Below are 13,634 nucleotides of genomic sequence, written 5' to 3'. Positions count from 1 at the left end.
TGCCGCGAATGACTCCAGTATCAACATTCCCATGATGGGAAGGTCAAGGGGTGGCGATGCAATACAGCATCGTGCCGACGGCCGGCCCATTCTCGCCCGACCTGCCGCCCCGCGCAGGCGGCGGGCGGCTCCGGACAAGGGCCGGATCAATGGAACTCCGGGCCGACGACAGCCCGGCTACCGCTGCGCCCGATATTCGGCATATTGGGGGATGCCCTTAGGCGCTATGATACCGGCCTGACATCAGCGCCCGCCGAGCGAAGCGGCGACCGGGCACGCTGGGGTGCCTTGCTTTCGCCGATCGTGAGTCGAACAAGGCGTTGACTGACAAGAACGATATTCGGCCAGTACTCAATGATTGAAAACCTACGAGAATCAATTTCTCTGCGGCGCGCGGCAGGCGCGTCGCTGGCTCTGGCGGCGCTGCTGGCAGGATGCGCGTCGCAACCGGACGCGATCCAGCGGAAAACCGGCTGGATGCGTGCCGAAGTGGCCGACTCCTATGTATACGCGTATCCGCTCGTGCTGATGGACGTCGCGAAGGAAGCCGCGACGGGCGGCGATAGCGCGCAGCCGGGCCAGGCGCCGCTCAACACGCTGCGCCACGCGCAGGCGCTGCCGCCCGTCGGCGCGCTCAACCCGCCGCTGCCGGGCGTCGACACGCTCGACTCGACCGGCTGGCTCGACGTCGGTGCCGAGCCGGTGATCGTGACGCTGCCGGATACCCGCGGCCGCTACTGGGATGCCCGCGCGCTCGACATGTGGACGAACGTGCTGTGGTCGTCGTCGAGCGTGGCGGCGCGTGGCGCTCGCGGCGCCGCGCGATCGCAAACGATTGCCTTCGCCGCGAAGGACTGGCAGGGCACGCTGCCGAAGGGCGCATTGCGTATCGACGTGCCGTCGGCCAACGCGTGGCTCGAGGTGCGGCTGCAGACGAGCGGCGGGCGCGACCTCACGAACGTGAAGAAACTGCAGCGGGCGATCCGCGTGGTGCCGCTGTCCGTCTATACGGGCAGCACGCGCGGCGCGTCGGTCGCGGTCCACGCGGGCAGCGCGCCGTTGGAAGCGGCGAGCGGCGGCACGCCGGCCGAGCAGGTGGCCGCGCTCGACCCGAAGGCGTTCTTCACGCGCTTCGCGCGGGCGCTGCAGGACAATCCGGCACCGGCCGACGACGCGCACGCGAACGAATTGCTCGGCGACGTCGGCGTGACGGCCGGCTACCCGGTGCTATGGACGGGTGATCGCCTGAACGCCGCGACGGCCGGCGTCGCCGAGGCGCGCGCGCGGCTCGCGACACCGCCGTCAAACCTGCTGAACGCGAACGGCTGGAGCTGGATCGGCGACACGGCCGGCAAGTACGGCCAGGACTACGCGCTGCGCGCATACGCGGCCTACACGCAGTTCGGCACCGCGACGCGCGACGACGAGACGCTCGCGCTCGTGCGCGTCGATAGCGACGGCCACACGCTGAACGGCGCGAACCGCTACGTGCTGCACTTCGCGCCGGGCGCGCTGCCGCCGGTGCGCGGGTTCTGGACGCTCACGCCGTACACGACGAACGGCGCGCTGCCCGACGTCGGCTCGGCGCGCCGCTCGCTGGGCGACCGCGACCGGCTGCGCCGCAATCACGACGGCTCGATCGACGTGGTCGTGTCGGCGTCGCCGGGCGGCACGCACGCGGCCAACTGGCTGCCGGCGCCGCGCGCCGACTTCGCGCTCGCGCTGCGACTCTACGCACCGAAGCCGCAGGCGAGCGACGGCTCGTGGATGCCGCCCGTCGTCGTCCGAAAGTGAACCGACGGGCGCCGCCGCTGTCCGACCCGCGGGCGCGGCGGCCTCGCCCGAGCGTCGTTCCGTCACCACCTGAGCCTATACTTTCGGGATAGCGTGCGCGGCCGTGCCGGTTTTCCGGCGCGGCCCGGCATCCATTCCCGAGGCATCCAAGCATGTCAAGCGCAGACAAAGAAACCGTACCCTCGACCTTCCACGCCCTCGGCAGCGTTGCACGCTCGCGCCGGACCCGACGTATCGGCCTCGGCGTGCTGATCTTCCTCGTTTTATTTGGACTGCTCGGATTCTTCGCGGCGCCGCCGCTGATCCGCCACATCGCCGAACAGCAACTGAGCCAGCAGCTCGGCCGGCCGTCCACCGTCCAGCGCATCGCGCTGAACCCGTACACGCTGAACCTTGAAGCCGACGGCGTGCACGTCGGCGAGCGCGGCGGCCAGGGCGACTTCATCGACATCGGCAAGCTCGTCGTGCGGCCGTCGTGGTCGTCGCTGTTCCGCGGCGCGCCGATCGTCAACGAAGTGCGCGTCGACTCGCCGCGCTTCCATATCGTTCGCTACGACGCGCAACGCTTCAACTTCACCGACCTGATCGAGAAGTTCTCGACGCCGTCCAAACCCGAAAGCAAGCCGACCCATTTCTCGGTGTCGAACATTCAGGTCAACGACGGGCGGATCGACTTCGACGACCGCCTGCTGAACGAAAAGCACGTGGTCGACAACTGGACGCTCGGCATTCCGTTCATCGCGACGCTGCCGTCGAAGACCGACATCTTCGTGCAGCCGAAGCTGCGCGCGCGATTCGACGGCAGCCCGATCGCGATCGACGGCAAAACGAAGCCGTTCGCGCTGTCGCGCGAGTCGGAAGTCGCGCTGCAGTTCGACCGGCTCGACGTGCCGAAGCTGATTTCCTACGCGCCGGCGAAGCTGCCGGTGATCGTCACCAGCGGCCTGCTGAGCAGCGACCTCACGCTGAACTTCGTGATGAGCGGCGCCACGCCGTCGCTGCGCGTGTCGGGCACCGTGGATCTCAACGACGCGAAGGTGACCGACCGCGCGTCCGCGCCGCTGTTCGCCGCGCGCGGCGTGCACGTCGCGGCCGCCGGCCTCGAGCCGCTGCGCAACGTGCTGCATTTCGACGAGATCCGGCTCGACCAGCCGGTCGTCGACCTGGCGCGCGACAAGCAGGGCGTGCTGAACGTCGAGAAGCTCGCCGGCACGCCGGCCGCCGCGCCGAAGGCCGACGCGGGCAAGCCGGCCGCGTCGGGCGCCGCCGCATCGACCGCCGCCGCCAACGCCGCCAACGCCGCGAGCGGCGCGAAGGCCGAAGCCGCTGCGAAGGAAGCGCCGCCGCTCGACCTGACGATCCGTCATTTCGCGATCGACGGCGGCACGATCAACGTCGACGACCGCGTGCCTGCGACGCCGACCGCGCTGTCGCTGACGAAGCTCGCCGCGACGCTCGACGGCTTCACGCTGCAGGGCAAGACGCCCGCGAAATACACGCTGTCGACGTCGCTGTCGCGCGGCGGTGACGTGAAGGCCGAAGGCGCGTTCAGCCTGGCGTCGAAGCAGGCCGACACGAAGCTGGCGGTCGACGCGCTCGCGTTGCCGGCGCTGCAGCCGTATCTCGGCGAGGCGACCCGCGCGCGCGTGCTCGACGGCACGCTCGGCGCGAGCGTCAACGCGAAGGCCGACTGGGGCAAGACGCCGCTCGACGCGCAGGTCGCCGACAGCACGGTGAGCCTGAAGTCGCTGAAGCTCGCGACGCCGGACGCGAAGGCGCCCGCGATCGTGCTGCCCGACGCGAGCGCGAAGATCGCGAAGGTCGACGTCGCCGCGCGCACCGCGGAAATCGCGAGCGTCGATGCGACCGGGCTCGCGCTCGACGTGAAGCGCCTGAAGGACGGCAAGATCGACCTGGCGGCGCTGGCCGAACCCGCGCAGGCGGCGGTGCCCAAGCGCACGGTCGCGCGCAAGGCCGAGGCGGCCGCGCCGTCGTGGCATTACCGGATCGACGCGCTGAACGTGAAGGAGTCGTCCGCGAACTTCACGGACCTGTCGACGCCGCGTCCGGTGAAGCTCGCGATCAAGCCGCTCGACCTGTCGGTGCAGAAGATCAGCGACGACATGACGAAGCCGCTGCCGGTGCAGCTGAAGGCGACGCTGAACCGCAAGGGCTCGGTGAACGTGTCGGGCGACGTGACCGCGCAGCCGCTGAAGCTCGGCCTGAAGATCAACGGCAACCGCCTCGACGCGGCCGCGTTCGAGCCGTACTTCGGCAGCGCGCTGAACGCGACCATCGCGAGCGCGCTGCTCAACGCGCAGGGCAACCTGACGTTCGCGCAGGTGAAGGACACGCCGCGCGCGACCTATCGCGGCGATGTCGCGCTGGTCGACGTGCGGATGCTCGACAAGGCGACGTCCGACCCGTTCGCGGGCTGGCGCTCGCTCGCGCTGTCGAACCTGAAGGTGAACTACGACGAGAAGGGCACCGACGTCGACGCCGCACGCGTGACGTTCTCGAACTTCTACGGCCGGGTGCTGCTCGATGCGCAGGGGCGGCTGAACCTGAAGGACGTCGTCGCGAAGGAGACGGGCCCCGCGCAATCGCTCACGCGCGACGCGAGCAAGGGCGAACCCGTGCCGCTGTCGCCGGGCGTGACGCCGCCGGCCGCCGCGCAGGCCGCATCGGCCGCGGCCGTGCAGCAGGCGTCCGCGCCGGCCGCCGCATCGGCGACGGTCGTCGTGAAGGCCGCGCCGCCGCCGCAGAATCCGGTGCGCATGCATTTCGGCCAGCTCCTGCTGCAGAACGGCCGCGTGACCTACACCGACAACTTCATCAAGCCGAACTACACGGCGAATCTGGTCGCGATCAAGGGGACGGTCGGCGCGTTCGGCACGGACTCGACGACGTCCGCGCCGGTCGACGTCGCCGCGAACCTCGCGGGCAACGGGCCGATCTCGATCAAGGGCTCGGTGAACCCGCTGATCGACAAGCCGGCGCTGGACCTCACGGCGACCGCGCACGACATCGAGCTGACCAACCTGACGCCGTATTCGGCGAAGTACGCCGGCTATCCGATCACGAAGGGCAAGCTCAACGTCGACCTGCACTACCAGCTCGCGAACGACCAGCTGCAGGCGAACAATCACATCTTCATCGACCAGCTCACGTTCGGCGATCACGTCGAGAACGACACGGCGACGAAGCTGCCCGTGAAGCTCGCGATCTCGCTCCTGAAGAACACGCGCGGCGAGATCGACGTGAACCTGCCGGTGTCGGGTTCGCTGTCGAATCCGGAGTTCAGCGTCGGCGGGCTGATCTGGCGCGCGGTGCTGAACCTGATCGCGAAGGCCGTCACGTCGCCGTTCACGCTGCTCGCGAACGCATTCGGCGGCAGCGGCGGCGAGGATCTCGGCTACGTCGAGTTCGCGCCGGGCACGTACGCGCTGACCGACGCGCAGCAGAAGAAGCTCGACACCGTCGTGAAGATGCTGACCGAAAAGCCGTCGATCCGGCTGGACCTGATCGGCCGCGTCGATCCGGCGAAGGACACGCCGGGGCTGCGCGATGCGTACGTCGAGCGTCTGGTGCGTCAGCAGAAGCTGAAGGACGTGGTCGGCCAGGGCGAGAGCATCGATCCGATGTCGGTGAAGGTCGAACCGGCCGAGTACACCAAGTACCTGACGCGTGCGTACAAGGCCGCCGACTTCAAGAAGCCGCGCAACCTGATCGGCTTGCAGAAGACGCTGCCCGATGCGGACATGAAGCAGGCGCTGGCCGATCACGCGCCGGCCGACGACAATGCGCTGCGCGCGCTCGCGCAGCAGCGCGCGCAGGCCGTGCGCCAATACCTCGACGGCAAGATCGATTCGAGCCGCATGTTCGTCGTGGCGCCGAAGCTCGATGCGAAGGGCATCGAGGACAAGGGCGCGACGACGCGCGTCGACTTCGGCCTGCAGTAAGCCGCGTCACGCCATCATCCGCCGCCGCCGCGCCCGACCGGCAATCGGGCGCGGCGGCGCGCCTTCCTGTCAGCGCTCGGCGATCGCCGGTTCGCGCTTGTCCAGTTCCTTCCTCGCGGCCAGCGGCAGGCGGGCGTCGTCCCACTGCGTCAGCCACTCGACTTCCTTCGCGGTGAACACCTGTCCGTAGTTGCGCAGCGCGTACTGCAGCGCGTCGACGACGTGATGGCGAATGATTTCGGGGGTACGTGCATCGTCCAGCACGAACCGGAGAGCTTCCAGGGTCGACATAGTCGTGCTCCGGGTCAGGGAAAACCCTTTATCACACGCCAATAGTCATGCGCCAAGCACGAAAAAAAATCGTGCGGCGGGCGATGGCGCGCACCCTGCACCGGCCCGGTGCGCACGTCGCGGTGTGCGCCGGGTCACCCTGCATTGCGACGGCGTCGTGTCATTTGCGATTGGTTACGTTTGACAGAAAACAGAAAGCCCCGCTTCATCGGAGCGCCGCACGATCCGGCCATATTTTGCGCGCCTGTTGGCAGGTCACGCAGTTCAACGTCAATCGATGAGGTGGGGTGATGATGTCTTTCCTTGGTAAGCAGCGGAAGGTGGCGGCGATGGTGGCGGGCGCGCTGGCGCTCGCAAGCGCGGGTGTCCACGCCGCGCAGCAGGACGGCAACGGTCAGGGCGACGACGCCGGCCACGGCCGGCGCGTCGTGAAGCACGTGCTGCTGATCAGCGTCGACGGCCTGCACGAGCAGGACCTCGCGCGCTGCATCGGCGCGAACACGTGTCCGAACATCGCGGTGCTCGCGCAAACCGGCGTCACGTACACGAACGCCTATACGCCGGGCCTGTCGGATTCGTTCCCGGGCCTCGCGGCGCTCGTGACGGGCGGCTCGCCGAAGACGGCCGGCCTGTTCTACGACGTGTCGTACGACCGCAATCTGTATGCGCCGAGCGACACGACCTGCTCGGGCAAGCAGGGCTGGAACGTCGTGTTCGACGAGACGACCGGCATCGACGCCATCAACGGCGGCGCGCTCGTGCACCTCGACGGCGGCGACGCGTTCAATCCGCAGGCGATCCCGCATGCGAAGGTCAATGGTCAGTGCGTGCCGGTCTATCCGCACAACTACGTGAAGACCAACACGGTGTTCGAGGCCGTCAAGGCCGGCGTGCCGAACGCATACACCGCATGGGCCGACAAGCACGCGTGGGGCTACGACTGGCTGAACGGCCCGTCGGGCACCGGCGTCGACGATCTGATGCGCACCGAGATCAACTCGATCGACCCGGCGACGAACACCGCCTACACCGACGTCTATTCGCACACCGCGCGCTTCGACAACCTGCACGTGCAGGCGCTGGTCAACCAGATCGACGGCCGCGATTCGACCGGCACGAAGAACGCGCCGGTGCCGACGCTGTTCGGCGCCAACTTCCAGACGCTCAGCGTCGCGCAGAAGGCGCCGGTCGCGAAGGGCGGCGGCTATCTCGACGCGAACTTCACGCCGAACGGCCAGGTCGCGAACGCGATCACGTACGTCGACAACTCGATCGGCCGCATCCTCAACGAGTTGAAGCAGCGCAACCTGTACACGTCGACGGCGGTGATCGTCACGGCGAAGCACGGCCAGTCGCCGACCGATCACACGAAGCTCGTGAAGAACGGCGACACGCTGACGAAACTGCTCGAAGCGAACAACTATCTCGACCCGAACGGCAACTTCGGCCAGAACAACACGACGACGGGCAACCTGAACGACGGTTCGGGCCTGGTCGGCACGGGCTTCGTGCAGACTGACGACGTCGGCCTGATCTGGCTGCGCGACCGCAGCCAGCGCACGGCCGTGGTGCAGACGCTGAAGGCGAACCTCGGCTGCAACGCGCCGGGGATCTGCGCCGACGGCTCGCAGGCATACATCCTGTACGGCGCGGCGCTGGCCGACCGGTTCGGTGATCCGGCCAACGGCCGCACGCCGGACATCGTCGTCCAGCCGAATCCGGGCGTGATCTACACGTCGAGCACGAAGAAGGACGAGGAGCACGGCGGCAACGCGCCGGACGACAGCCACCTCGGCCTGCTCGTGTCGTATCCGGGCCTCCACCGCGCGCGCACCGTGAGCGATCTCGTCGGCACGAAGCAGGTCGCGCCGACCATCCTCGGGCTGCTCGGCGCCGAACCGAAGCTGCTGCACGCGGTCGTGGCCGAGAACACGCACGTGCTGCCGGGGCTCGGTATCGACCACTGACGCAACGTGACGGGCGCGCCTTCGGGCGGTGTCCGGTACCGTGCACGCGGCGCCGTTCGGCTGATGGCCGGCGGCGCCGCATTTTTTCCGCTTGACGATGCCGGCCAGGGCCCGTTCACGCCGTCGCGCATTCGTCGAGCATCCATTCCCTGAAACGCCGCAACGCGGCGCTCGTCTCGAGGCGCTCCGGCGCGTAGCACAGGTAGTGCCCCTGCGCGTCGACGTCGACGGGCGCGTCGAACGGTTCGACGAGCGCGCCGCTCGCGAGCGTGTCGACGATCAGGAAGCGCGGCACGAGCGCGAGCCCGAGCCCGGCTTGCGCGGCCTGGATCAGCACCGAATACTGTTCGAAGCGCGGCCCCGCGAGCGCGTTCATCCGGGCGACGCGATGGCGCTCCGCCCAGAGCGACCACGCGATTTCCGCCTGCTCGTGCACGAGCCGCGGCGCGGCGGCCGTGTCGGCGGGCGTGCGCAGCGCATGCCGCGCCGCGAATTCGCCGGAACAGACCGGCACGAACGTGCGGCCGTCCAGGTAATCGCACCGGACGCCTTCCCATGCGCCGTCGCCATAGCGGATCGCCGCGTCGAGCCCGAACGGAAACACGTCGCCGTGCGCGAGATGGCGGCGAAAACTCAGCGTGACCGCTGGCGCGACGGCCAGAAAGCGCGCGAGACGCGGCACCAGCCACTTCGTCGTGAAGGTCGGCACGCTTGCGATCGTCAGCAGGTCGCTGTCCTCGCGCGCGCTCAGCAATTCGATCGATGCGTTGCCGATCTCGCGCAGCGGGCCGATCACGCGCGCGTGATAAACCTGCCCGGCCCGCGTGAGCGCGAGATTGCGCCCCTCGCGCACGAACAGCTTCACGCCGAACAGCGCCTCGAGATTCGCGATCTGCCGGCTGACCGCGCTCGGCGTCAGGCCGAGCTCGCGCGCCGCATACGAGAAGTTCAGGTACTTCACGGAACTCGCGAACGCGTGCAGCTCCGCGACGTTGGGAAACAGGTGCTTCACGGCGAACTATTCCTTGCGCGCACAGAACGATGCGGGCGTTGTACGTTTTTTTCATGACGATGCCATGTCGGATCCGCACACTGCGTCCGTCATGACAACGCGTGCCGGCCCGGCCCGGCGGGCGTTGCATGACCCGTTCCGTGTCCGTCAGCGAGATTCGCCATGCATTCGCCATCCGCTCCGGCCCTTGCCGAAGCTATTCCGATTCGTCGTGACAAACGGCCGCGCGCGATGGCGGGACGCCTGCTGCTGCGGGCGTTCGTCGCGGCGTTCGGGCTGTATCTCGCGCTGCCGATCGTGCTGCTGCTGATCGGCTCGGTCGGCCAGTCGTGGACGAACACGCTGCTGCCGACCGGCATCACGGCGCACTGGTTCGTCGATCTGGCCGCGAATCGCAGCTTCACCCGCGCATTCGGCACGAGCCTCGTGGTCGCGCTCGCCTGCTGCGCGATCAATGCCGTGCTGGCGCTGCCGCTCGCGTATGCGCTGCATCACCGCGCACTGGCCGGCCGCGGTTTCGCGGCGCGCATCGTGATGCTGATGCCGATCGCGGTGCCGGCGCTGACGCTCGGGTTCGGCTACATCGCGATCTTCAGCGGCGATGCGCTGCCGTGGCTCGGCACGCTGCCGCTGATGATCGCCGCGCACGCCGTGCTGACGCTGCCGTACCTGTTGCAGACGCTGCTGAGCGACCTGCGGCACCTGGGCCTCGCGCATCTCGAGGCATGTGCGGCGACGCTCGGCGCGACGCCGCTGCGCCAGTTCGTCACGATCGTGCTGCCGAACCTGCGGCACAGCCTGTTCTCCGGCCTGGTGATGGTCGCCGCGCTGTCGATCGGCGAATTCCAGATCTCGAACCTCATCGCCGGCTTCCGTTACCGCAACTATCCGATCGTGCTGCTGCAGGCGTTCTACGGCGCGTCCGGGATGGCCTGCGCGGCGACCGTCGTGCTGCTCGTCCTCGCCGTGCTCGCGACGCTCGCCTCCGTCTTCACCGTGCAACGCCTGAAGTGAAACCGTCATGAGTCTCGATTTCGAAAACGTCAGCTTCCAGTATCCGGGCGCCCGTCACGGCGTCGACGCGGTCACGCTGTCTGCGGCCCAGGGCGAACTGCTCGCCGTGATGGGCCGCAGCGGCTCCGGCAAATCGACGCTGCTGCGCCTCGCCGCCGGCCTGCTCGACGGCTACCGCGGCCGTATCGCGATCGGCGGCCGCGACATGGCCGGCGTGCCGGTGTGGCAGCGCGAGGTCGGGATGGTGTTTCAGCACTACGCGCTGTTTCCGAACCTGTCGGTCGTGGACAACGTCGCCTACGGCCTGAAGATGCGCGGCATGGCCGCGGCGCCGCGCCGCCGCCGCGCGCTCGAGATGCTCGAACGTGTCGGCCTCGTCGCGCAGGCCGGGCGCAGCACGGCGCTGCTGTCCGGGGGGCAGCAGCAGCGCGTCGCGCTCGCTCGCGCGCTCGTGATCGAACCGAAGCTGCTGCTGCTCGACGAGCCGCTCGCGGCGCTCGACGCCGGCATTCGCCACCAGTTGCGCGACGAGATCCGCGCGCTGCAGCGCGCATGCGGCGCGACGACGCTGCTCGTCACGCACGACCAGGACGAAGCGCTCAGCATGGCCGACCGCGTGGCGATCGTCGACGGCGGACGCATGCTGCAGGCCGGCACGCCGCGCGACCTGTACGAGCGTCCGGCGACCGCGCAGGTCGCGCGTTTCGTCGGCCATTCGACGCTGCTGCGCGGCCGTGTGCTCGCACATGGCGCGGTCGACGTGCGGTTCACGACGCTGTGCGCGGATACGGGTGCGCACCGGCCGGGCGACGCCGTCGAGGTGCTGATCCGTCCGGAACACCTGCAGCCCGATCCCCCCGCGTACGTCGCGAACCGCATCGATGGCCGGGTCGGCGAGGTGCGCTATTTCGGCGCGACCCAGCGCTTCGATTTCGTGCCGGCCGGCGCGACCGACGCACTGCTCGGCGAAGGGCGCGAACTGCCCGCGCGCTGCGTGTCGATCGAGCCGCGCCATCTGCTCGTGCTGCCCGCCGCGTGAGCGCGGGCGACCTATTCATTCAACGGAGAATCACGATGTCCGCACGCCGCCACTTCCTTCATGCGACGCGCCGCCGCCTGCTGGCGCTCTGCGCGTTCGCGACCCTTGCGCCGGTGCTGGCCCATGCCGCGCCGCTGTATCCCGGCGAGGATGCGCTATACGAGAAGGCCGCCGACGAAGGGCTCGTCGTGTCGTTCGACACGGGCCCTGAGTGGGCGAACTGGAAGTCGCTGTTCGCCGAATTCCGCAAGCGTTACCCGAAGGTCGAGATCACGTACAACGACATCGGATCGGCGGCCACGGTCGTCGCGCTCGACAAGTCGCGACGTCGCCCGCAGGCCGACACGGCCTACTACTTCGCGGCGTCGGCGCTCGATGCGACGGCCAAGGACGTCGTCGCGCCGTTCAAGCCGGTCAATTTCGACAAGCTGCCCACGGTGTTCCGCGCGGCCGACGGCCGCTGGTTCGCGGTGCACTCGCTGAACATCGCGTTGCTCGTCAACAAGAAGCTTGTGAAGAACGTGCCGCAGCGCTGGTCCGACCTGCTGAAACCCGAATATCGCAATGCGGTCGTCTATCTCGACCCGCGTTCGACCGGGCAGGGGCAGGTCGCCGTGTTCGCCGCCGCCTATGCGAACGGCGGCAGCGTCGACAACCCGAAGCCGGGCGCGGAGTTCTTCGGCAAGCTGAAGCAGGCAGGCAACGTGCTGCGCGTCGAGGGGACGACGCCGTACGCGAAATTCGTCAAGGGCGAGATTCCGATCCTGATCGGCTACGAGAACGACGGGCTCAAGGCCAAGTACACGGACGGCATGGGCGATGCGGCCGAAGTCGTGATCCCGCAAGACGGCAGCGTATCGGCGCCGTATGCGATGAGTCTCGTGAAGAACGGACCGAATCCGGCCGCCGCGCAGTTGTGGCTCAACCTCGTGATGAGCGACGTCGGGCAGGGGCTGTTCGCGCAGGGCTACGTGCGCCCGGCCGTGCCCGGCACGCCGATCGCGCAGGACGTCGCGGCGAAGCTGCCGAACGCGCCGCAGGTGCGTCCGCTCGACGTCGCGAAGGCCGCGACGCACAAGGCCGAAGTCGACCAGCTCTGGTCGCAGGCCACGCTCGGCAAGTAAGGGGCGCGCGATGCGGGTTTCGTCCATGCGGGATGGCGTCCTGCGCCGCTACGGCGCGGCGCCGGCGGCCGCGCTGTTCGCGGTGTGCTTCGTGCTGCCGCTCGCCGCGCTCGTCGGCGCCGCGTTCGACGGCGGCGGCCGCGCGTTCGCCGCGGTGTTCGGCGATCCGCTCGTCGCCGACGCGATCGTGCGTTCGCTGGCGCTCGCGATCGGCGCCGGCACGCTGTCCGTCGCCGTCGGCGTGCCGGTCGCGTTCGTGCTGGCCGGGCAGTCGCCGGCGCGGCGCCGCTGGTCGCTGGCGCTGCTCGGCGTGCCGCTCGCCTTCTCCGGCCTCGTGATCGCGTACGGCTTCATCCTCGTGTTCGGCCGCGCCGGTTTCGTCACGATGCTGCTGGCGTCGCTCGGCGCGGACCCGACCGTGGTCGGCGGCGCGATCTACTCGATGCCGGGGCTCGCGTTCGCCTATGCGTATTACCTGATCCCGCGCGTCGCGCTGATTCTCTACCCGGCGTTCGCGAATCTCGACCGGCGGCCGCTCGAGGCGGCGCTGACGCTCGGCGCGCGGCCGTGGCGCGCGTGGTTCGACGTCGCGTGGCGCGAGTTGTGGCCGTCGATCGCGTCCGCGTGGTGCCTCGTGGGTGCGATCGCGCTCGGCACGTACGGCACGGCGCTCGCGCTGGCCGGCACGCAGGTCAACATCCTGCCGCTGCTGATGTACCTGAAGCTGTCCGACGGACAGACCGATTTCTCGCAGGCCGCCGTGCTGTCGATCGTGCTGACGGCGCTTTGCACCTGCGTTCTTGCACTGGGGGAAGGACTTGCACGGCAACGACGTCATTGAATGGTCGAACGACACGCGCGACGCGCTGGCGCAACTTGCGCAGCGACAGCGCGGCGCGCAACGGCACCGGATGCCGGTCGGCGTGATCGGGCCGCGCGACGCGACGCACGCGCAGCTCGCCGTGGCCGAGCGGATCGCGCACGGGATCGCGGCGACGGGCCTCGCGATCGTCGGCGGCGGCAAGCAGGGTGTGATGGAGGCCGCTGCGCGCGGCGCGCGGGCCGCGGGCGGATGCGCGATCGGGCTGCTGCCCGAGGATGACGCGCGGGACGCGAATCCGTATCTGACCGTCGCGCTGCCGACCGGGCTCGGCATCACGCGCAATGCGCTGATCGCGCGCGCGTCCGTGTGCCTGATCGCGGTCGGCGGCGGGCTCGGCACGCTGTCGGAAATCGCGCTGGGGCTGCAATGGGGCAAGCCGGTGTTCGGGATCTGCGACGCGCCGGCGGTGGCGGGCGTCGAGCGCTTCGACGAAGCAGACCCGCTCGTCGCGCGCGTCGCGCGATGGCTGTCCGCCTCGGCGTAGATCGGCTTGAAATCGGGAGCATGACGCGCCATATTGGCCGCGTACGTTGCTCCTCAATGATGCG

10 protein-coding genes are annotated in these 13,634 nt (G+C 69.1%); 8 read left to right on the top strand and 2 right to left on the bottom strand.

The features are described 5' to 3' along the window. The first annotated feature begins 354 nt into the window (after positions 1 to 354). Positions 355 to 1,794, top strand: coding sequence for a DUF1254 domain-containing protein (locus tag WS87_RS27945; RefSeq protein ID WP_059815132.1), 1,440 nt, complete (start codon positions 355 to 357; stop codon positions 1,792 to 1,794). A gap of 152 nt (positions 1,795 to 1,946) precedes the next feature. Next, on the top strand, positions 1,947 to 5,756 hold the full coding sequence (locus WS87_RS27940) for a DUF748 domain-containing protein (RefSeq protein WP_059815130.1): 3,810 nt from the start codon (positions 1,947 to 1,949) through the stop codon (positions 5,754 to 5,756). Between the two features lie 69 nt (positions 5,757 to 5,825). Here the strand turns inward: WS87_RS27940 and WS87_RS27935 are convergent, their stop codons facing one another. Further along, positions 5,826 to 6,047 carry a hypothetical protein gene (locus tag WS87_RS27935; protein ID WP_059448952.1) on the bottom strand — a complete coding sequence of 74 codons (222 nt, stop codon included), beginning with the start codon at positions 6,045 to 6,047 and terminating at the stop codon, positions 5,826 to 5,828. A gap of 290 nt (positions 6,048 to 6,337) precedes the next feature. Between WS87_RS27935 and WS87_RS27930 the strand changes: the two genes are divergently transcribed. Then, a complete protein-coding gene (locus WS87_RS27930; RefSeq protein ID WP_059815128.1) occupies positions 6,338 to 8,014 on the top strand; it encodes an alkaline phosphatase family protein in 1,677 nt (558 codons plus the stop codon). Positions 8,015 to 8,129: 115 nt separating this feature from the next. On the opposite strand, the gene WS87_RS27925 is transcribed toward WS87_RS27930, so the two are convergent. Continuing rightward, positions 8,130 to 9,026, bottom strand: coding sequence for a LysR substrate-binding domain-containing protein (locus WS87_RS27925; protein ID WP_059815126.1), 897 nt, complete (start codon positions 9,024 to 9,026; stop codon positions 8,130 to 8,132). Between the two features lie 162 nt (positions 9,027 to 9,188). On the opposite strand from WS87_RS27925, the gene WS87_RS27920 reads away from it, so the two are divergent. From WS87_RS27920 to WS87_RS27900, 5 genes are all read left to right on the top strand, one after another. After that, the gene (locus WS87_RS27920) at positions 9,189 to 10,040 is read left to right on the top strand and encodes an ABC transporter permease (protein WP_059815124.1); all 852 of its coding nucleotides are present in this window, start codon (positions 9,189 to 9,191) and stop codon (positions 10,038 to 10,040) included. A 7-nt stretch (positions 10,041 to 10,047) separates the two neighbouring features. After that, positions 10,048 to 11,079 (top strand): ABC transporter ATP-binding protein, encoded by a 1,032-nt coding sequence (locus tag WS87_RS27915; protein WP_059815122.1) that lies wholly within the window; start codon positions 10,048 to 10,050, stop codon positions 11,077 to 11,079. A 35-nt stretch (positions 11,080 to 11,114) separates the two neighbouring features. Next, on the top strand, positions 11,115 to 12,203 hold the full coding sequence (locus WS87_RS27910) for an extracellular solute-binding protein (RefSeq protein WP_059815120.1): 1,089 nt from the start codon (positions 11,115 to 11,117) through the stop codon (positions 12,201 to 12,203). A 25-nt stretch (positions 12,204 to 12,228) separates the two neighbouring features. Beyond that, complete coding sequence (locus WS87_RS27905) at positions 12,229 to 13,044, top strand: ABC transporter permease (protein ID WP_442861412.1); 816 nt, start codon at positions 12,229 to 12,231, stop codon at positions 13,042 to 13,044. A gap of 70 nt (positions 13,045 to 13,114) precedes the next feature. After that, on the top strand, positions 13,115 to 13,570 hold the full coding sequence (locus tag WS87_RS27900; RefSeq protein WP_107938227.1) for a TIGR00725 family protein: 456 nt from the start codon (positions 13,115 to 13,117) through the stop codon (positions 13,568 to 13,570). Positions 13,571 to 13,634 lie beyond the last annotated feature (64 nt).

Source organism: Burkholderia sp. MSMB0856 (assembly GCF_001524645.2).
Taxonomy (GTDB): Bacteria; Pseudomonadota; Gammaproteobacteria; order Burkholderiales; family Burkholderiaceae; genus Burkholderia; species Burkholderia diffusa.
The sequence above is the reverse complement of the archived record's forward strand: the minus strand, read 5'-3'. Positions and strand labels throughout refer to the sequence as shown.